17 protein-coding genes and 1 tRNA gene are annotated in these 20,437 nt (G+C 65.6%); 16 read left to right on the forward strand and 2 right to left on the reverse strand.

Annotation, left to right across the window (positions count from 1 at the left end; translation table 11 throughout):
* The first annotated feature begins 117 nt into the window (after positions 1-117).
* Together XCSCFBP4642_RS0109820 and folE2 are read left to right on the forward strand one after the other, a co-directional pair.
* Entirely contained in the window at positions 118-1,296 is a 1,179-nt protein-coding gene (locus XCSCFBP4642_RS0109820; protein ID WP_029219626.1) for an N-acetylmuramoyl-L-alanine amidase, read from the forward strand.
* A gap of 55 nt (positions 1,297-1,351) precedes the next feature.
* Positions 1,352-2,275, forward strand: a complete 924-nt coding sequence (folE2, locus tag XCSCFBP4642_RS0109825; RefSeq protein ID WP_029219627.1) for a GTP cyclohydrolase FolE2 — start codon at positions 1,352-1,354, stop codon at positions 2,273-2,275.
* Between the two features lie 387 nt (positions 2,276-2,662).
* On the opposite strand, the gene XCSCFBP4642_RS0109830 is transcribed toward folE2, so the two are convergent.
* Positions 2,663-2,737: transfer RNA gene (locus tag XCSCFBP4642_RS0109830), tRNA-Glu, on the reverse strand.
* Between the two features lie 49 nt (positions 2,738-2,786).
* Between XCSCFBP4642_RS0109830 and pcnB the strand changes: the two genes are divergently transcribed.
* From pcnB to XCSCFBP4642_RS0109870, 8 genes are all read left to right on the forward strand, one after another.
* Entirely contained in the window at positions 2,787-4,154 is a 1,368-nt protein-coding gene (pcnB, locus tag XCSCFBP4642_RS0109835) for a polynucleotide adenylyltransferase PcnB (protein WP_029219628.1), read from the forward strand.
* Between the two features lie 3 nt (positions 4,155-4,157).
* Positions 4,158-4,643: a 2-amino-4-hydroxy-6-hydroxymethyldihydropteridine diphosphokinase gene (gene folK / locus XCSCFBP4642_RS0109840; RefSeq protein WP_029219629.1), complete on the forward strand. Its 486-nt coding sequence runs from the start codon at positions 4,158-4,160 to the stop codon at positions 4,641-4,643.
* A gap of 35 nt (positions 4,644-4,678) precedes the next feature.
* The gene (gene panB / locus XCSCFBP4642_RS0109845) at positions 4,679-5,494 is read left to right on the forward strand and encodes a 3-methyl-2-oxobutanoate hydroxymethyltransferase (protein WP_029219630.1); all 816 of its coding nucleotides are present in this window, start codon (positions 4,679-4,681) and stop codon (positions 5,492-5,494) included.
* Entirely contained in the window at positions 5,491-6,333 is an 843-nt protein-coding gene (gene panC / locus XCSCFBP4642_RS0109850) for a pantoate--beta-alanine ligase (RefSeq protein ID WP_029219631.1), read from the forward strand. The genes panB and panC overlap by 4 nt, the downstream gene beginning before the upstream one ends.
* 180 nt (positions 6,334-6,513) lie before the next feature.
* Entirely contained in the window at positions 6,514-6,894 is a 381-nt protein-coding gene (panD, locus tag XCSCFBP4642_RS0109855; RefSeq protein WP_029219632.1) for an aspartate 1-decarboxylase, read from the forward strand.
* A complete protein-coding gene (pgi, locus tag XCSCFBP4642_RS0109860; RefSeq protein ID WP_029219633.1) occupies positions 6,891-8,405 on the forward strand; it encodes a glucose-6-phosphate isomerase in 1,515 nt (504 codons plus the stop codon). The genes panD and pgi overlap by 4 nt, the downstream gene beginning before the upstream one ends.
* A gap of 158 nt (positions 8,406-8,563) precedes the next feature.
* The gene (locus XCSCFBP4642_RS0109865; protein WP_029219634.1) at positions 8,564-8,908 is read left to right on the forward strand and encodes a type II toxin-antitoxin system prevent-host-death family antitoxin; all 345 of its coding nucleotides are present in this window, start codon (positions 8,564-8,566) and stop codon (positions 8,906-8,908) included.
* 3 nt (positions 8,909-8,911) lie between these two features.
* Entirely contained in the window at positions 8,912-9,535 is a 624-nt protein-coding gene (locus XCSCFBP4642_RS0109870; protein WP_029219635.1) for an ATPase, read from the forward strand.
* A 216-nt stretch (positions 9,536-9,751) separates the two neighbouring features.
* Here the strand turns inward: XCSCFBP4642_RS0109870 and XCSCFBP4642_RS0109875 are convergent, their stop codons facing one another.
* Positions 9,752-11,707, reverse strand: a complete 1,956-nt coding sequence (locus tag XCSCFBP4642_RS0109875) for a PhoX family protein (RefSeq protein WP_029219636.1) — start codon at positions 11,705-11,707, stop codon at positions 9,752-9,754.
* 431 nt (positions 11,708-12,138) lie between these two features.
* Here XCSCFBP4642_RS0109875 and XCSCFBP4642_RS0109880 point away from each other — a divergent pair, with 431 nt between their 5' ends.
* From XCSCFBP4642_RS0109880 to XCSCFBP4642_RS24530, 6 genes are all read left to right on the forward strand, one after another.
* Positions 12,139-14,754 (forward strand): glycoside hydrolase family 3 protein, encoded by a 2,616-nt coding sequence (locus tag XCSCFBP4642_RS0109880; RefSeq protein WP_029219637.1) that lies wholly within the window; start codon positions 12,139-12,141, stop codon positions 14,752-14,754.
* Positions 14,755-15,015: 261 nt separating this feature from the next.
* Positions 15,016-16,578, forward strand: a complete 1,563-nt coding sequence (locus XCSCFBP4642_RS0109885) for a sodium/sugar symporter (RefSeq protein ID WP_029219638.1) — start codon at positions 15,016-15,018, stop codon at positions 16,576-16,578.
* A 377-nt stretch (positions 16,579-16,955) separates the two neighbouring features.
* Positions 16,956-17,564, forward strand: coding sequence for a hypothetical protein (locus XCSCFBP4642_RS0109895; RefSeq protein WP_029219639.1), 609 nt, complete (start codon positions 16,956-16,958; stop codon positions 17,562-17,564).
* 21 nt (positions 17,565-17,585) lie between these two features.
* The gene (locus XCSCFBP4642_RS29990) at positions 17,586-18,428 is read left to right on the forward strand and encodes a hypothetical protein (protein WP_228325724.1); all 843 of its coding nucleotides are present in this window, start codon (positions 17,586-17,588) and stop codon (positions 18,426-18,428) included.
* A 26-nt stretch (positions 18,429-18,454) separates the two neighbouring features.
* Entirely contained in the window at positions 18,455-19,018 is a 564-nt protein-coding gene (locus tag XCSCFBP4642_RS25840) for a hypothetical protein (RefSeq protein WP_029219641.1), read from the forward strand.
* Positions 19,019-19,066: 48 nt separating this feature from the next.
* The gene (locus XCSCFBP4642_RS24530) at positions 19,067-20,422 is read left to right on the forward strand and encodes an XVIPCD domain-containing protein (protein WP_029219642.1); all 1,356 of its coding nucleotides are present in this window, start codon (positions 19,067-19,069) and stop codon (positions 20,420-20,422) included.
* Positions 20,423-20,437: the final 15 nt, after the last annotated feature.

A 20,437-nucleotide genomic window follows, 5' to 3' on the forward strand; every position in this document is an offset into this window, starting at 1 on the left:
CTTTCCTTTCGTGTCCCGCCTTCCCCCATCCTGTGTCTGCCTTCCGGAAACGCGCCGCGTTCTGTGCTGCCGTTTTCTGTGGCGCGGCGGTTGCTCGCCTTGTGAGGGGAGGGCATGTTGAAGCGTCGGCACCTCATACATGGCGGAGCTGGCGCATTGCTGCTGTCGCCTGCGCTGGGATCTGCGCAGGGGCTTCCAGTCTTGCGGGGATGCAGCGTGCAGCGGCAAGGCACGCTGTTGCGCCTTCGGCTGGAGCTGGGTACGCAGGTTGCCTACCGCAGTTTCAGGTTGTCCGATCCCGAGCGTTTGGTCATCGATCTTTCTGGCGTGTCATCGCGGGCGCCGCGCATCGACCCGGTGCCCGCTGGCACTGCGGTGACCCGCATACGCAGCGCGCCGCATCTTGATGGCCAGCGTGTCGTGTTGGATCTGCAGCAGCCCTGTTCAGTCAACACGCGCTGGGAAGGCAGTGCGCTGGTACTGGAGCTTGCCGCCATGGCCGGCACTATGGCGCTGTCCGCAAGCGACGGTGCGGCAGCGGCAGCGGCAGCGACAACGCCAACAGAGCCTGCCCGCTCGCACCTGCACCCCTATGTCGTCGCCATCGATGCCGGCCATGGCGGCAAGGATCCGGGTGCGGTCAGTGCCGATGCACGTTATGAAAAGCACGTGGCCATGGCAGTGGCCGGGCGGCTGCATCGGCGGCTGGCCGCCGATCCGCGCTACCGGCCGACCATGATTCGCAGCGACGACCGCTTCGTGCCGCTGCACGAGCGGGTGTTGATTGCGCATCGTCGCAACGCCGATCTGTTCGTCTCCATCCATGCCGATGCGGCGCCGAATGCGCAGGCGCGCGGTGCCTCGGTGTTCGCGCTCTCGCAGACCGGTGCCAGCTCCGCACTGGCGCGCTGGATCGCCGACAGCGAGAACGCTGCCGACGACATGGGCGACACCGCGCGCCGGTTGCGGGTTCCCAGCAATCCGGTGCTGTCGCAGGTGCTGGCCGATCTGTCGTTGAGCGGCACCATCGCCAGCAGTGTGGCGTTCGGCAAGTTGATGCTCGGGCGCTTGCAGCAAGTCACGCACCTGCATCAGAGCGAGGTCGGGCAGGCCGGTTTTGCGGTGCTGAAATCGCCGGATATTCCGTCGCTGCTGGTGGAGACCGGCTTCATGAGCAATCGCGACGACTGCCAGCGCCTGTGCGGCGACAACCATCAGGACGAGCTGGCGCAGACGCTGCACGCCGGCATCGACGACTACTTCGCCCTCAACGCGCAGCACATCAGCCGCTCTTAGACATTCCCCGGTCGCGCACGACGCGTACTCCCACTTTCCGATCAACGAGTTTGCGATGTCCGCCACGCTTCCCGATGTTGCCGTTTCCGAACCGTCCACGTTGAGCGCACCGCTGCGCTGGGTGGGCATGCACGACATTGCCATTCCTGTGCGCCTGGACGAGGCCGAGCCCGGTGCAACCGTGGGCGCGCGCGCCAGCGTGCAGGTGGATCTGCCGCGGCCCGAATTGAAGGGCATCCATATGTCGCGGTTGTACCGCTTGCTGGACCGGCAGCTGGAACAGCCGGTCTCGCCGGCGATGGTGTCGCAGTTGCTGCAGGCCTTGATCGACAGCCATGCCGATTGCGGCAGTCGTGCCGCGCGGGTCTCGCTGGCGTTCGAGGTGATGCTGCGGACCCCGGCCCTGTTGAGCGAGGGCCTGGCGGGGTGGCGCGCGTACCCGGTGCGTCTGGAGGCGCAGTGCAGGGCAGGGCAATGCCATCTGCAGGTGCAGATCGATGTGCTGTACGCCTCCACCTGCCCATGTTCGGCCGCCTTGTCGCGGCAATTGCTGAGCGATGCCTTCCTGCAGCAGCATGCCGGACGCGAGACGCTGAAGCGAGAAAACGTGGCGCAATGGCTGCGGGTCAATGGCTCGCATGCCACACCGCACAGCCAGCGCAGCATCGCGCAGGTGCGGGTGGACCTGCTTGCCCGCCAGCAGCGTCTGGAGATTCGCGAGCTGATCGGCGTGTGCGATCGCGCACTGGCCACGCCGGTGCAGGCAGCGGTGCGGCGCATCGACGAGCAGGCCTTCGCCCGCTTGAATGGCGCCAACCTCATGTATGTCGAAGATGCTGCACGACGTCTGCGTCAGGCGCTGGCCGAGCGCTATGCGGCATTTCATGTGGCGGTACGCCATCTCGAAAGCCTGCATGCCCACGATGCGGTCGCCGAAACCGGCAGCGACGGACATGACACGCATTCGGTTGCCAGCTGAGGAGAGGTCATGTACTGCAAGTGTCCAGGACGTGGTGCACACAGGGCGCGCAAGCGTGTTGTCGCGCCCACCCGAGAAGGCTTGCGCCGCCAGTGTGGCGCGCGCTACGTCGATCCCTACGTGTTGTTGTCGCTCATGTGGCTGATGTGACCTGCGTTGCGGCCGCGACGGACCGAACGGCGCGCCAGCGTCCGGTGCTGTCGCAGCAGCAACAGGCGCCGACAACCGGTCTCGACCAACCGCCACGCCGCGCCTTCCGATCACGTCGGAAGGGGGGCATGTCCGTATCGGCCTTGCCATGTGCCGCGCAACCGCGGCAACATCGCGCGCCACAACGCAAAAACCCCGCAATGCGGGGTCTTGGCGTGTTCTGCGATCCGACGACGGTGGTGCTCCCTAGGGGACTCGAACCCCTGTTTTAGCCTTGAGAGGGCCACGTCCTAACCATTAGACGAAGGGAGCGTTTTTGTCGCGTCTTGTGCAGCGCGCTAGTATAGTGAGGTAATAGCCGTTGGGCAATCCTGCAACACAAGACGGAAGCGCCATCATCGAACCCTCAGTTACATCTCCGTTCACGCTGCGCGTCATTCCGCGCGATCAGCACACCATTTCGCGCAAGGACATCAGCCCCAACGCACTGCGCGTGCTGTACCGCCTGCGCGAATCGGGCTTCGGTGCCTACCTGGTCGGCGGCGCAGTCCGCGACCTGCTGGTCGGCGGCCATCCCAAGGATTTCGACGTGGCCACCAGCGCCACGCCGGAAGAAGTCAAAGCGCTGTTCCGCAACTGTCGCCTGATCGGCCGCCGCTTTCGCCTGGCGCATGTGGTGTTCGGCCGCGAGATCATCGAAGTGGCCACCTTCCGCGCCAACAGCGACGACGGCAGCGGCGACCGCGAACTGGATAACGGCCGGCTGGTGCGCGACAACGTCTACGGCACCATCGAAGACGATGCGATCCGTCGCGACTTCACCTGCAACGCGCTGTACTACGCCATCGAGGATTTCTCGGTACGCGACTACTGCGGCGGCTTCGAGGACGTGCAGGCGCGCCTGATGAAGCTGATCGGCGACCCGGAACTGCGCTACCAGGAAGATCCGGTGCGCATGCTGCGCGCGGTGCGTCTGGCGGCCAAGCTCAACTTCGAGATCGAAGCCGGCACCGCCGAGCCGATTCCGCGCCTGGCCGGGTTGTTGTCCGAGGCAGCGCCGGCGCGTTTGTTCGAAGAGATTCTCAAGCTGTTCCTGTCCGGACACGGCGTGGCCAGTTTCGAAGGCCTGGAGCGTTATGGCCTGCTCGGTGAGCTGTTCCCGGAAAGCGCGGCAGCCCTGAAATCTAATCGCAGCGGTGCGCTGCGTGCGATGGTGCTGGAAGGCCTGCGCAATACCGATGCGCGCGTGGCCAACGACGAGCCGGTGTCGCCGGCGTTCCTGTTCGCGCTGCTGCTGTGGCCTGCGTTCTGCCGCACCCTGATGGGGTTGCAGGCGCAGGGCGTGCAGCCGGAGGATGCGCAGCGCCGTGCCGCCGACCGCGTCACCTTGCACCAGCTGGAGCGGGTGGCATTGCCGCGTCGTTTTTCGCTACCGATGCAGGAGATCTGGCTGTTGCAGACGCGCTTCTCCTCGCGGCAGCGCAAGCGCGTGTTCCGCACCTTGTCGCATCCGCGCTTCCGCGCGGCCTACGATTTCCTGGTGTTGCGCCAGTTCGCCTCGGCCGCTCACGCCGCCGATGTGGAGTTCTGGCGCGAGGCGCAGAAGTCCTCCGGCCAGGAACTGGTCGATGCGATCGAAACCGCGCAGGCCGATCACGAAGGCGAGGACGGTGCGCCGCGCAAGCGTCGCCGCCGCCGCCGCCGCACCGGCGCACCGGCAGGCGAGTAAGGCATGCACACCGCCTTTGTCGGCCTGGGTGCCAACCTGGGCCCGGCCGAGGCCAGTGTCCGTGCGGCCATCGCCGCGCTGGAGGCCGTGCCGCAGTCCACGCTGGTAGCGGCCTCGCGCCTGTATCGCACCCCGGCCTGGGGGCGCGAAGACCAACCCGATTTCATTAACGCCGTGGCCCAGCTGCAGACCGGGCTTGCCCCGCTAGCGCTGCTGGATGCCTTGCTGGGCATCGAACGGGCCTTTGGCCGCGAACGTCTGGCTGGCGAGCGCTGGGGGCCGCGCACGCTGGACATGGATCTGCTGCTCTACGCCGACCAGGTGCTGGATCTGCCGCGGCTGCAGGTGCCGCATCCGCATCTGCATGCGCGCGCCTTTGCGCTGCTGCCGCTGTCCGAGCTCGCTCCGGAGGCGATCATCCCGGGCCATGGAACAGTGCGGCACGCCCTGCAGGCCATCGATGTCTGCGGGCTGGAGCCAATTGGGTAGATAATGGCCGGCTCATCACCCCACGTAATGACTTCATGAGCAGCCATACCGACAGCAAGCCCTGGACCGTGCCTGCCTTGGCGCAGGCCAAGCGCGAGGGTCGAAAACTGGTCATGTTGACCGCCTACGACGCCGGCTTTGCGCGGACCTTCGATGCCAACGGCGTGGACCTGATCCTGGTCGGCGATTCGCTGGGCATGGTGGTGCAGGGGCACGAGTCCACCTTGCCGGTGACCACCGCCGACATGGTCTACCACACCGCCGCAGTGGCGAGGGTGCTGGAGCGGGCGTTGCTGGTGGCGGACCTGTCGTTCCAGGCCGATGCCACGCCCGAACGCGCACTGGACGCTGCCACCCAGCTGCTGCAGGCCGGTGCGGAGATGGTCAAGATCGAAGGCGCCGGGCACAAGCTGGAGGTCATCCGCTATCTGGTCGAACGCGAGATCCCGGTCTGCTCGCATCTGGGGCTGACCCCGCAATCGGTATTGCGGTTTGGCGGTTACACGGTGCAGGGGCGCGGCGAAGCCGGCGAGCAGTTGCGCCGCGACGCGCAGGCCGTGGTCGATGCCGGTGCCAGCCTGGTCGTGCTGGAATGCGTGCCCACGCCGATCGCCACCCAGATCAGCACCGCGCTCGGCGTGCCCACCATCGGCATCGGCGCAGGCCCCGGCTGCGATGGCCAGGTGCTGGTGATGCACGACATGCTGGGCCTGGACAGCGGCCACCGCCGGCCCAAGTTCGTCAAGGATTTCCTCGCCGAAGGCGGCTCCGTGGCGGGCGCGGTGCGCGCTTACGCGCAGGCCGTGCGCGACGGCAGCTTCCCCGACGCAGCGCACGCATACGCCGCATGATCCAGACCCTGACCGATCTTTCCGCCCTGCGCGCCCTGGTCACCGGCTGGAAGCGCGAGGGCCTGCGCGTGGCGCTGGTGCCGACCATGGGCAACCTGCACGCCGGGCATTATTCGCTGGTGATGCTGGCGCGCCAGTACGCCGACCGCGTGGTGTCCAGCGTGTTCGTCAACCCGACCCAGTTCGGCCCCAACGAAGACTTCGCGCGTTACCCGCGCACGCCCGAGGCCGACCTGCGCGGCCTGGAAGACGCCGGTTGCGATGCACTGTGGCTGCCCGACGTGGACACCATGTATCCGCTCGGCACCGCACTGGCCACACCGATCCACGCACCGGGCGTCAGCGACGTGCTGGAAGGGGTGTGCCGGCCGGGGCATTTCGACGGCGTGTGCACGGTGGTGGCGCGGCTGTTCAACCAGGTGCAGCCGGACGTGGCGGCGTTCGGCAAGAAGGATTACCAGCAGCTGGCGGTGATCCGTCAGATGGTGGCTGACCTGGCGTTTCCGATCGAGCTCGTGGGCGGCAGCATCGTGCGCGAGGCCGACGGCCTGGCGATGAGCTCACGCAACCAGTATCTGTCGGCCGGCGATCGCCCGGCTGCCGCGCAGATCCGCAAGGTGCTGCTGCAGATGCGCGACAGCTACGCGGCCGGCACGCCGCGTGCGCAGGTTGAGCAGGCCGCCGCCGGCGCGCTGCAGCAGGCCGGATTTCAGGTCGATTACGCGGTGGTGCGGCTGCCCGACCTGAGCGAGCCGGGCGAAGGCACCGCCGGCGCGCGCGTGGCGCTGATCGCTGCACGGCTGGGCAGCACCCGTCTGATCGACAACCTGGAATTCTGAGCCGGACGAGCGTGCGCCAGCACCTGGTGTGGTGGCCGGCATCGGTGACCGGGCCTGGGCGACGTCAGGTCGTCGGCTTGGCGCGGGCCTGAAGCCCTCACGACCGGCCGCAGCGCAAACCGGTAGGGACGGGCGCTTTCCGCTAAAATGCCGGCTTTCCTTTTGTCGTTGCCTGCGTCCATGCATCTGTCCCTGCTGAAAGCCAAGATCCACCGCGCCACCGTCACCCATTCCGAGCTCAACTACGAAGGCTCCATCGCCATCGACGGCCTGCTGCTGGAAGCGAGCGGCATCCGTGAGTTCGAACAGGTCCATATCTGGGACGTCACCAACGGTGCGCGCTTTAGCACCTATGCCATCCGTGCCGAAGACGGCAGCGGCATCATGTCGCTCAACGGCGGTGCTGCGCGTCACGTGCAGGTGGGCGATCTGATCATCGTGGCGGCGTTTGCCAGCATGAGCGAAGACGAAGCCAAGACCTTCAAGCCCAATCTGGTATATGTGAACGCGCACAACGCGATCACCCACACCAACCACAGCATCCCCACGCAGGCCGCATGACACAGACCAACGGATTCGACGCGCTTCACGCCCACGCCCAGCGCCTGCGCGGCGCTGCCATCCCCGCATTGCTTGCCGCCGAGCCGCAGCGGCCCACGCAGTACGCCAGGCAAGTCGGTCCGTTGTATTTCAATTTCGCGCGGCAGAAGTACGACCGCGCCGCGCTGGATGCCTTGTTCGCCATCGCGCGCGCGCGTGACCTGGCCGGTGCGTTTCAGCGCCTGTTTCGTGGCGAGCAGGTCAATGTCACCGAACAGCGCGCTGCCTTGCACACCGCATTGCGCGGCGACCTGACCGATGCGCCGGTGGCCTCCGAAGCGTATGTCACCGCTGCGGAAGTCCGCCAACGCATGGGCGCGCTGATCCAGCAGCTCGAAGCCACCGACGTGACCGATATCGTCAGTGTCGGCATCGGTGGGTCGGACCTGGGCCCGCGTCTGGTGGCCGATGCATTGCGTCCGGTGAGCGGTGCGCGGTTTCGCGTGCACTTCGTCTCCAACGTCGACGGCGCCGCCATGCAGCGCACCCTGGCGACGCTGGACCCGGCGCGCACCGCCGGCATCCTGATTTCCAAGACCTTCGGCACCCAGGAAACCCTGCTCAACGGCAGCATCCTGCACGCCTGGCTGGGCGGCAGCGAGCGCCTGTATGCGGTGAGTGCCAATCCCGAGCGCGCTGCCAAGGCCTTCGACATCGCACCGAGCCGCGTGCTGCCGATGTGGGACTGGGTCGGTGGGCGTTATTCGTTGTGGTCGGCGGTGGGGTTCCCGATCGCGCTGGCGATCGGCTTCGAACGTTTCGAACAATTGCTGGAAGGTGCTGCGCAGTTCGACGCGCATGCGCTCGACACGCCACTGGAAGAAAACGTCGCCGTACTGCACGGCCTGACTGCGGTGTGGAACCGCAACCTGCTCGGCAGCGCCACGCATGCGGTGATGACCTACGACCAGCGCCTGGCCCTGCTGCCGGCCTACCTGCAGCAACTGGTGATGGAGAGCCTGGGCAAGCGGGTCAAGCTCGACGGTTCTGCAGTGGACAGCGACACCGTGTCGGTGTGGTGGGGCGGTGCGGGCACCGATGTGCAGCACAGCTTCTTCCAGGCGCTGCACCAGGGCACCAGCGTGGTGCCGGCCGATTTCATCGGCACCGTGCACAACGACGATCCGTATGCGGAGAACCACGTCGCGCTGATGGCCAACGTGCTGGCGCAGACCGAAGCGCTGGCCAACGGCCAGGACAGCAGCGATCCGCACCGCAGCTATCCGGGCGGCCGCCCGAGCACGGTGATCCTGCTCGATGCGCTGACCCCGCAGGCGCTGGGTGCGCTGATCTCGATGTACGAGCACAGCGTCTACGTGCAGTCGGTGATGTGGGGCATCAACGCGTTTGACCAGTTCGGCGTGGAGCTGGGCAAGCAGCTGGCCAGCCAGTTGCTGCCGGCGCTGAAGGGCGAGTCGGCCGACGTGGCCGACCCGGTGACGCGCGAACTGCTGAGCAAGTTGCGCGGCTGAGCCTGTCGCGCATCGATGGTGTCAGACGGCGGGGCCTGCGGGCCCCGTTCCGTTTCTGGAGCTCCTGCCTGGCAGTAAATTTGGACTTAATGGCCAAATTTCCCAAAATGGGACGTATGGGAGTAGGCTAAGGCCACCACAGCGCGCAGGACCGTCCCATGTCTCGCTTCCAGGATCTGCCCGAGCTCGAAAAATCCCCCGCCGCCGACATCAAGGTGAAGGGCTGGCCTAACCTGATGCGCAAGGTGCGCTCGCATGGCGCGGTGGTCATCACCAACCACAATCACCCCGAGGCGGTGGTGGTGGACGCGGAGGAATACCGCCGGCTGGTCAGCCAGGCAAGTGCAGCGACGGCCGCCTCGACGCGCGCGCAGTCGTTGCAGGCACTGCAGGCCAGGTTCGATGCACATCTTGCGGCGGTGACCGATGGCGCAGGCCTGGCCCAGGCGATCGGCAAGCCGGCACGCCGTGGCAGCAAGATCGCCCTGGGGCCGTCGCTCTAAATCGTGGGGAACATTCTGGTGCTGGCCGGCGTCAACGGCGCCGGCAAGAGTTCGCTGTTGGGCAGCCTGCTGCGGGAGGACGGCGCCACCTGGTTCAACCCGGATGCGTTCACCCGGGACCTGGTGGAGCGGGGCTGGTCACCCGGAGACGCCAATGCGCAAGCCTGGCAGGAAGGTGTGCGGCGGCTGCGTCAGGCCATGGACGCCGGCCACGACTATGCATTCGAAACCACCCTGGGCGCGACCACCATCCCGCGGCTACTGCGGCAGGCCTGCGCGACGCACACGGTGGCGGTCTGGTTCTGCGGCCTGTCCAGCGTCGAGCTGCATATCGCACGTGTGGCAGCGCGCGTGGCCGCCGGCGGGCACGCCATCCCCGAGCACAAGATCCGCGAGCGTTACGCTGCCTCGCGTGCCAACCTGATCGCGCTGCTGCCGCACCTGTCGGTGCTGCATGTCTACGACAACAGCGCGCCGGCCGACGCGACCGGGCAGGTCGCGCCGCTGCTGGTGCTGGAACTGGACCGCAATGGCCTGCAGTACCCGCAAACGTCCGAAGAGCTGGCGCAGGTGCCCGATTGGGCCAAGCCCATCGTGATGGCGGCGCTGGAGTTGCGGCAGTCTTGAACCGCGCGCTCGGGCACGTGCGGTCTGATCTGCTTCTCACCGACGCGGCCAGACATCCATCGACCTCACCCGTAGGAGCGCCCCCGGGCGCGACAGGCAACCGGCAACGCTCCTCGCGCCCGGGTGCGCTCCTACCGGCATTGCGACAGCAGCAAGACGCCACGCTGCACGTATGAGCTGTCGCGTCACGCAGCGCTGCAGCTGCAACGGCGGCGCTTACGCCTTGCCCAACTTCACCGCCACCGGGTCGCCAGTGAGATATCCCACGGCCGCGCCGAAGCGGTTCTTGTAGTTGGCGCGTACCAGCGGATCCAGCGTTGCCTTGACGGTGTCGTGCAGCGGGCTTTCCCAGTCGCCGGGGTGCTGGAAGTTGCTCATCACGTAGGTCCAACCGTGAATCTGGTCCACCGCATGCAGGCCAGTGGATTCTGCGCCGGCCGGCACCGACAACACCCGCGTCAGCGTGCCGCTGTCCACGTGGTAGGCCCACAGGAAATTGTTGACGTGCAGGCTGCTGTCTTCGCCGATGAACAAGGTGCGCAGCGATTCGGAGAACTTGAGGTTGTCCGGGTTGGCCAGCCGGTCCGGATCGGCCAGATTGCCCAGCGCGTCCGGCTGCGCCAGGTCGTGGCCGGTGAGCGCGGCCGGTGCGGCCATGTCGATCGGCACCCAGTCGCTGTGGATCGGCGCACCGCTGCTGTCGCGGCGCCCGCCGCGCAGGTTCAAGGCATACACCGCGCCCGCATCCGGACCTTCCACCTTCACATCGCCCGAGCCGTTGCGCATGCTGGTGACGATATAGGACATGGCCATGTAGGCGATCTTGTCCCTGGCGTTGACGGTCGTGCCTTCCAGCTTGGTGAAGCCCAGGCTGCCGCCCGCCAGCGCGGCATAGCGGTGCGTTTCCAGATAAGTCGCCGCCTTTTCCATGCCAGGCGTGATGCGGATCCAGTTGAAGGTGCCGTTGAACGGGATCTTGGTGAAGCTGGCATCGCCCGGGTCGCTCAGATGCACATCGAGGATATCGGCAGCGGTGAGGCGGTCGGCCAGCGCTTCGATCTCGGCGCTGGTGGCGTGGCCCAGCTTGATCCAGCTCAGCGTGGCAGCGCCCGGGCCGACGCCGGAGGTCTGGTGCCACTTGCCGACATATAGCGTGCCGGCGGAAAGGTCCGCCTTGCGGTCGGCGATGAACATGAACAGCCCGCCATTGGTGGCATCGTCGCCCATCAGCACGGTGCGCTGGTCTGGCATCACCTGCACCAGCTCGTGCGAGATGCGGCCCAGGCAATAGTGCTTGCGCACGCTGCCGGTGCCGTCCGGATGCACGGTGATTTCCGGCAGGTGGCCGTAGTGATACGGGTTGGCCTTGTCCGGGTCGCCGTACAAGTGCGTGCTGTAGCTGCGGAACTGGGTGTTACCGGCCAGCGCGGTGGCGTCGGGTTCGTACTCTTCGCTGGACAGGTGGGTATTCCACGGCGACAGGCTGGCGCCGCAGGTGGTCCATAGTCCGTGTACCGGCGCGGTGTCGACGTTGTGGTATTTCACCAGCGACAGCTTGCCGGTGGCGGGGTCCTGGTCCAGCGTCAGCACTGCGATCGGCGCGGGCAGGTGGCGGTTGGTGTCGTTGCCGGCCTGGTCGCGGGTGGTGTATTCGAACTGCACCACCGCAAACACATGGTTGCCCTTGACCCCGGGCACCTTGGCATCGCGCAGGGTCAGCAGGGAGGAACCATCCGGGCAATCGGAAAAGAACGGCCGTTCGGCGCCGGGCTTGGAGCGGTCGATGATGGGGCGATGCTGGATGTCGTAATAGCCGCCGGCCAGCACGGTGCCGCCCTTGCCGTCGGGCACCTGGTCGCCGGTGACGAAGAAGGGGTGGTAAGCCAGCGCATAGCGTTGGGTGCTGCCGTCGCTGCGGGCCACGCTCAGCGACGAGCCCACCGTGGTGGTGGCCATGGCGGCAGGGTCGGCCAGGCTGGGAGCGGGCATGCCATGGAAGGTGGCCGAGACCAGGCGGGCCGGGGTTTCCGAAGGTCGCAGCGGGCGCGCGGCCAGCGCGGCGCTGCCCAGCTGCTGGAACGTGGCGGCGCTGGCGCTGCCGAGCGGCAACAGGGGAACGGCCGCCATCAATTGCATGAGGCGGCGACGGGAGGGGTCGGGGGAGGCGGACATCGAAACTCCAGGCAAAGACGACGATCAACGATGGGCAACGGCGCATCGGCGAGCGCTCACGCTAGGCCCCGGATATGACAGTTGTCTGACGGCGAGCTCACCTGTTGGCATCGGTTCGGATGCCGCCCGAAAAGCGGGCGCGACCAGTGCGCCGCGAGGCGCAACACTGCGCAGTGCGCCTCGATCCCGGTGGTGCAATGCAGCAAAGTGCGGAGTCGCGCAAGGCCAAGCAGCGCGCCGGATTCAGCGAATTTCCGTGGTTTGACAGGTGCTGCCGGTATTCCAAGCCTATAGCTCCGGCCAATAAGTTGACCGCGATTTGGCATACGGGCGAGCGCGGTTGACAGGGTAGCTGAATCACGTGAGCGTACGCCGCCTGAAGGCCTGCGGCGCATGCATCGCGGCGGGAGACACCCCTGGAGACCCGGATCTTGGACAAGCTGCTTCGCCGTACTGCCGCGCCCGTCGCGCGCCGCGCTCTTTCTCTTGCCACCGCTGCGGCGGTGCTGATGCTGGCGGCCTGCCAAGGCAAGGACACCACCACCGCCGAAGCTGGCAAGACCGCGCCGGCTGCAGCAGCTGCCGAGGCCTCCACCACCATCCATCCGGACCAGTGGCCCTCGCCGACCTGGCCGTTCGCGCAGGACGCGGCGCTGGAGCAGCGCATCACCGATGTGATGGCCAAGATGAGCGTGGAAGAGAAGGTCGCGCAGACCATCCAGGGCGACATCGCCAGCATGACCCCGGACGATGTGCGCAAGTACCGCATCGGCTCGGTGCTGGCCGGCGGCAACTCCGATCCCGGCGGCAAGTACGATGCCAGCCCGGCCGAATGGCTGAAGCTGGCCGACGCGTTCTATGAGGCGTCGATGGATACCTCCAAGGGCGGCAACGCGATTCCGATCATCTTCGGCATCGATGCGGTGCACGGCCAGAGCAACATCGTCGGCGCCACGCTGTTCCCGCACAACATTGGCTTAGGGGCCACGCGCAACCCGGACCTGATCAAGAAAATCGGTGAAGTCACCGCCGCCGAAACCCGGGTCACCGGCATGGAGTGGACCTTTGCGCCCACCGTGGCGGTGCCGCAGGACGACCGCTGGGGCCGCAGCTACGAAGGCTATTCCGAGTCGCCGGACGTGGTGGCCAGCTTCGCCGGCAAGATGGTCGAAGGCGTGCAGGGCACGCCTGGCACGCCGCAGTTCCTGGACGGCAGCCACGTGATCTCCTCGGTGAAGCATTTCGTCGGCGACGGCGGCACCACCGATGGCAAGGACCAGGGCGACACCAAGGTGTCCGAAGCCACCATGCGCGACATCCACGCGGCCGGGTATCCGCCGGCGATCGCGGCCGGCGCGCAGACGGTGATGGCCTCGTTCAACAGCTTCAACGGCGAGAAGATGCATGGCAACAAGGTCATGCTGACCGACGTGCTGAAGGGCCGCATGAACTTCGGCGGCTTCGTGGTCGGCGACTGGAACGGCCAGGGCCAGGTCAAGGGCTGCACCAACGACAACTGCCCGGCCTCGTTCATTGCCGGCGTCGACATGGCGATGGCCGCCGACAGCTGGAAGGGCATCTACGACACCGAACTGGCCGCAGTAAAGTCCGGCCAGATCAGCACCGAGCGCCTGGATGATGCGGTGCGCCGCATCCTGCGCGTCAAGCTGCGCCTGGGCCTGTTCGAAGCCGGCAAACCGTCCAAGCGCCCGCTCGGTGGCAAGTACGAATTGCTGGGCGCGCCGGAGCACCGCGCCATCGCCCGTCAAGCGGTGCGCGAGTCGCTGGTGCTGCTGAAGAACCAGGCCGGCATCCTGCCGCTGGATCCGACCAAGCGCGTGCTGGTGGTCGGCGATGGCGCCAACGACATGGGCAAGCAGTCCGGCGGCTGGACGCTGAACTGGCAGGGCACCGGCACCAAGCGCAGCGACTTCCCCAACGGCAACACCATCTGGGAAGGTCTGGACAAGCAGATCAAGGCCGCCGGCGGCAGCGCCGAGCTGGCTGTAGACGGCGCCTACAAGACCAAGCCGGATGTGGCGGTGGTGGTGTTCGGCGAAAACCCGTATGCCGAATTCCAGGGCGACATCGCCACCCTGTTGTACAAGCCGGGCGACGAGAGCGAGCTGGCACTGCTGAAGAAGTTCAAGGCCGACGGCATCCCGGTGGTGGCGGTATTCCTGAGCGGCCGTCCGCTGTGGATGAATCAGTACATCAATGCCTCCGATGCGTTCGTGGCGGCGTGGTTGCCGGGCTCCGAAGGCGAGGGCATTGCCGATGTGCTGTTGCGCAAGGCCGATGGCAGCGTGCAGAACGACTTCAAGGGCAAGCTCAGCTTCTCCTGGCCCAAGACCGCGGTGCAGTTCGCCAATAACGTGGGCCAGAAGGATTACGACCCGCAGTTCAAGTTTGGCTTTGGCCTGACCTACGCCGACAAGGGCGACCTGGCGGCGCTGCCGGAAGACTCGGGCGTGTCCGGTGAGCAGTCGGTGGGCGGGGTGTACTTCGTGCGCGGCAAGCCGGCGCTCGGCATTGCGATGCAGCTGTCCAACGCGGGCCAGGCCAACATGCCGGCGACCACGCTGCCGGTGGGCCTGTCCGATGGCAGCCTGAAGATGACCGCCGTCGACCACAAGGCGCAGGAAGATGCGCGCCGCCTGGTGTGGTCCGGTGCCAAGACCGCCAGCGTGCTGCTGGTGTCCGGCAAGCCGGTGGATGTATCGCGCGAGAGCAACGGCGATGTGCAGCTGCAGCTGACCGTGCGCCGCGACAGCGCAGTGAGCGCGCCGGTGTGGCTGGGCGTGGGCTGCGGCGACAAGTGCAGCGGACGCGTCGATGCGCAGAAGACCCTGGCCGCACTGCCGCAAGGCCAGTGGAAGGTGGTGGGCATTCCGCTCAAGTGCTTTGCCAAGGCCGGTGCCGACGTGACCAAGCTGACCCAGGTTGCCAGCATCGAAAGCGGCGCAGCACTGGATCTGTCGGTGTCGAAGGTGGCGCTGGGTGCGCTCAACGAAGCCGAAGTCACGGTGGATTGCCCGGTCAAGTAATCCTTTATGCCCGGAGGCACGCTTCCGGGGCACGGTGCAGGTCAAGCGAAACAACTGCGTCGCCGGGTCCGGCGACGTGTCAAAGCGGCCACCGATCGCGGTGGTGCCATCAGCCGCCGCGGGGGCGGTGTTGTCGATCGGCCGGGATGGCCTGCAGATGCGGTTCGCCGCGCCTCCATTGCGCACCGGGTGCGCGGCGGCGGCCTTCTGCAGCCCTGCCTGATCGTCGGCGCATACCCCAGAGCCAGACAGGAGAGTGCAGTGGGTTTGGCGACGTTGGATATCGTGATTGTGCTGGTCTACCTGACCGGCATCTTCGTGCTCGCGCAGTGGGTGTCGCGCGAGAAGGCAGGCCACAGCAAGAGCGCCGAGGATTACTTCCTGGCCAGCAAGTCGTTGCCGTGGTGGGCGATCGGCGCATCGCTGATCGCGGCGAATATTTCTGCCGAGCAGATCATCGGCATGGCCGGTTCCGGCTATGCGATCGGGCTGGCGATTGCGTCCTATGAATGGATGGCGGCATTGACGCTGCTGATCGTCGGCAAGTTCTTCCTGCCGATCTTCCTGCGCAACGGCATCTACACCATGCCGCAGTTCTTGGAGCAGCGCTACGGCAAGTGGATCCGCACGCTGATGGCGGTGTTCTGGCTGATGCTGTACGTGTTCGTCAATCTCACCTCGATCCTGTGGCTGGGATCGATCGCGGTCAGCCAGGTCACCGGCATGGACCAGACCCTGGCGCTGGCGTTGATCGGCGTGTTCGCGCTGGTCTACCAGCTGTACGGCGGGCTGAAGGCGGTGGCGCTGACCGACATCGTGCAGGTCACCCTGCTGGTGCTGGGTGGGCTGCTGGTGGCCGGGTTGACCCTGGCGCGCATCGGCGATGGCGCCGGCGTGCTGGCCGGCTTCAAGCATCTGTGGAGCGCGCACCCCGAGCATTTCCACATGATCCTGACCAAGGACAACCCGTTCTACAAGGATCTGCCGGGCCTGAGCGTGCTGTTGGGCGGGCTGTGGGTGATGAACATCAGTTACTGGGGTTTCAACCAGTACATCATCCAGCGTGCGCTGGCGGCCAAGAACATCGGCGAGGCGCAGAAAGGCATGGTGTTTGCGGCGTTCCTGAAGTTGCTGATGCCGCTGGTGATCGTGGTGCCGGGCATTGCCGCGGTGGTGCTGGCGCCGGATCTGGCCAAGCCCGATCAGGCCTATCCGACCATGATGCAGCTGCTGCCGACCGGCATCCTGGGACTGGTGTTCGCGGCCCTGGTGGCGGCGATCGTGGCCTCGCTCGCATCCAAGATCAACTCGGTGGCGACGATCTTCACCCTGGACTTCTACGCCAAGTTCCGCCCGCAGACCGAACAGAAGCAGCTGGTGCGCGTGGGCCGTATCGTGGCGGCAGTGTCGGTGCTGATCGGCATCCTCACCGCGCGGCCACTGCTGGGCAACTTCGATCAGGGGTTCCAGTTCATCCAGGAATTCACCGGCTTCTTTACCCCGGGCGTGGTGGTGATCTTCATGCTCGGCCTGTTCTGGAAGCGCGCCAACGAAGCCGGCGCACTGACCGCGGCGATCGGCTCGGTGGTGCTGTCGTTCGCGCTCAAGTTCGCGTGGCCGGAGCTGCCGTTCATGGACCGCATCGGCGTGGTGTTCCTGGCCGCGCTGGTGCTGGCGGTGATGGTGTCGCTGGTGACTGCACCCACCCAGGCACGCGACCTGATTCGTACCACCGATGTGGCCTACGGCACCACGCTGGGCTTCAAGGTGGGCGCTGCCGGCGTGATCGCGATCCTGGTCGTGCTGTACACGGTGTTCTGGTAAGCGCAGGCACCACGACTGCGCGGTCGCGCCAATACGCCCGTCGCGCGATGCTTTGTTGTCGCGCGGACTGGCCAGCGGAGGATGACATTTGATCCCTGATGGATTGACCGATGGTCATCGGCCCAGGAGAGCAATGGCATGGCCAATCCAAATCCGCAACTCGAAGCTGCCTTGGCGCAGTCCGCCGCGCAGCCTGGTACCACGCCAGCGCAGGAAGCGCAGCGGCGTGCTGCGGTCATTGCCGACGCCGACCGGCTCAACCGGCAGGCCGCGTCCGGCCAACGCAGGGGCGTTGCGTTGGAGGTGCCGGGTGGGGCGCCCAACCTGACCGGTTGCGGTGACAAACCGCTGCGGAAGGTGCAAACGTCGATTGCGCGATGGCTTGCGCTATCGTGCATCCTGGCGATGACAGCCTGCGCGACCGCGCCGAACGGCACCCATCCGCCAAGGCGACCACCACGATGCATCCGGTTGCCCGTACCCAGAATCCGACACTCAGCGCCGAAGAGATCGGCAAGCGGTTCCTGAAACTGATCGAGGGGTTGGAATCACGCAACGACTTGAGCGTGGAGCGGATCAAGGAAGTCACGGGAATTACATTGTCCTATGTGCCAAAGGGTGAGCGTTATTCGTACGGTGAGCCGCTTGGGAATGGGTGGTACTACATGTTTTGGTACAACCCTGAATCTGACTCCTTGAAGAATGGTCTCAGTCTAATGTTCATCAATTCGAAGGAAGAATTTGGTGACATGACCCCTGTGTGCCCCCTTGATTTCGATCATTACCATAACGCACTGGTCGCTATGGGATTCTTGGCCGAGCCGAATTATGGGGAAATTGGTGAGCTGCGAAGCTGGCATTACACGAAGTTCAAGAAGAGTGATGGGACGGTGGATATGACACTGTCGATCATTCCGCAAAACGTGATTTCCGGGGAAGCCGGTCGCTTGTGCGTCAAATCCATCGGCACATTGAACGGTCGTTAATCGAACCAGGAGATCGATGACATGGTCAATCCGAATTCTCAACTCGAAGCCGCGCTGGCGCAGTTCGCTGCGCAATCTGGCACCACGCCGGCGCAGGAAGCGCAGCTGCGTGCCGCAGTCGTGGCCGACGCCGACCGGCTCAACCGGCAGGCGGTCAGCCACCAACTCAAGGGCTTTGAGTTGGAGGTGCCGGGCGGCTCGCTCGACCTGATCGATCGCGATGACAGACCGCTGCGGAAGGTGAAAACGTCGATTGCGCGATGGCTTGCGCTATCGTGCGTCCTGGCGATGACAGCCTGCGCGACCGCTGCCGAACGGCACCCACCCGCCAACGAGACCACCACGATGCATCCGGTTGCCACCACCCAGAATCCGACCCTCAGTGCCGAAGAGATCGGCAAGCGGTTCCTGAAGCTGATCGAGGGATTGGAATCGCGCCAGGACTTAAGTCTTGAACAGGTTCAGTCGGTCATGGGGCTTAACCTTGCGCCTGTAGAAGATGGTTCCCTTTTTGGGCATCGCCAAGATCTGGAAGGTAGTTGGTTCTATCTTTTCACCTATATTCCAGAGTCACTTGCTGCCAAGAAAGGCGTTGGGCTGTACTTCGAACATCGCAGCGATGGCTTCTCGGACATGTCGGCGGTGTGCGGTCTTGATTTTGATGACTACCACAATGCATTGGTTGCCATGGGTTTCCTGGCCGATCCGCATTACGGTGAGATCGGTGAGCTGCGAAGCTGGAATTACACGAAGTTCAAGAAGAGCGATGGCACGGTGGACATGACGATTTCGCTCGTTCCGCAGAACGTGGTTGCCGGGCAAGCAGGCCGCGTGTGTGTCAAATCCATCGGCACCTTGAACTGAAATTGATCGCCTAGGGAGGGGGTTGCATGGCCAATCCAAATCCGCAACTCGAAGCTGCCTTGGCGCAATTCGCCGCCCAGCCTGGCACCACGCCGGCGCAGGAAGCGCAGCTGCGTGCCGCAGTCGTGGCCGATGCCGACCGGCTCAACCGGCAGGCCGTGTCCGGTCAACTCACGGGCTTTGCGTTGGAGGTGCCGGGCGGCGCGCCCAATTTGACCGGCCGTTACGACAAGGCAACAGGTGTTGTGACGCTTCCGGCCGCGAGTTTTCAGCCGGGCGGCAGCGCAGCGAATGGCGATCTGAAGGCGGTAGTTGGGCTGCAGGGCATAAGCGTCGATTTCGCCCACAAGACCTGGCGGGACCCGGCCGGGCAGACGCATACCGTGGACCAGGACATGGTGAGCAATCTGCAGGCCACCCTGAATGGCTCGCCGCTGCTGGCCTCGCAAATCAAGGCGGCGGTGACCCAGGGGCATGTGCAGCATGTCAGCCTGCTGGGCAACAGCATGGCGGCTGGCGCCACCTATGATGGCAGCACGGTGCAGCAGGACGGCACGCCCAAGGGCATCAATCTGCCGCCGCTGGGATAGCAAAGCAGAACCGCTGCGCATCCGCAGGGCAAATACGATGCGCGGGACATGACCTTCGTGCTGGGCCACGAGATCCAGCATGGCTTCAACGATGTCGCCAAGGACCGGGCAACGCAGGCGTTCATGCAGAGCATCGCGGCGCAGGCCCGGGTGCAGGGGCCCGTACACGACTACACCGACGAATTGCGTGCCTACATTCAGGCCGGCCGCGACGATGAGGCCAAAGCAGAGATAGCGGGTTGGAATGCGTTGCTGAGCCGGGAGCAACAAAGTGCCCCCAACGCTAACTTGCGTCATATGTTGTTTACTACCAAGAACGACAGAGTTCTGGATTTCGTGGAGCCAGACCGCAATGCTGCTACTCCGCGGGCACACGCCAGACCCGGCCTCACCTTCAACCAAGACGGCAGTCTCTCGCAGACCCCGGCCAATATTGCCGCCATGGGGCAGCATTACTTCGACCGCCCCTCTGCGCTCCATGCCCAGCCCAATCAACGCCCGGTGCATCTGGGCGAGCACAAACCGACCCCCACCGCCGACTACACCAATTTCTACGGCACCTGGGCGCTGGAACAGATCATCGCCGTCGAGGACCAAGCCAAGGTGCGCTACCAGGGCGCCAAGCCGCAGATCGCCATCGATATGGCGGCTCTGGGCCTGAAGGAGGACCTGATCGAAATGGAAGGTCTGGACCTTGGTGCGAACAAGGCGTCGCGTCCCTATCTGGATACCGGCCAGACACCGGCCGCGCTGGGCCATTTCCACCACACCCAGGACGGCACCCGGGGGCACGACCATCAGTACGTGCCGGTCGCTCCGGCAGCCCCGCCGCCAGCCACGCACTCGGTCTCGGGGCAAGCGGTCTTGCGCCACCAGGATCCGTTGGTCGAACGCTTCTACGCTGCCCTGCAAGCCGGCGACGAACAGGGCGCGCGGACGGCGTCGATGGCCTATGCCACCCCCGAGCGCTGGCAGCAGACACTTGCCGCCGCAGAGGAGCGGGTGCTGGCCAGACAACAGCAATTGCCTGGCCGGGACAATCCGCTCTTCGATCAGGCATTGACCCAGCTGGAGCGGCTGGGGCCGCAGGCCGGCGGCTATCGGGATCGGGTGCAGATGGAGCAGGTTGCCGGGGCTGTCGCCTATCAGGCCGGGCTGCACCAGCTGCCCCGCATCGATGCGCTGACACCGAGCCAGCATGGTGGTGCGCTGCTGGCGACATCGGGCAACCCGAACCTACCTGCGTTCATCGACCGCGTCAGTATCGATACGACGCAGGCCGCCACGCAGCCGCTGGAGCAGAGCCTGCAGCAGCTGGTTGCGGAAACGCGGCGGCAGCAGGATCAGGCGATGTTCCAGGCGCAGCAACAGATGCAGACGCAGCAGCAAGGGTTTTCCTACTGATGTAAGCGGAGCCTG

It is taken from the genome of Xanthomonas cassavae CFBP 4642 (assembly GCF_000454545.1).
In the GTDB taxonomy this organism is placed as follows: domain Bacteria; phylum Pseudomonadota; class Gammaproteobacteria; order Xanthomonadales; family Xanthomonadaceae; genus Xanthomonas; species Xanthomonas cassavae.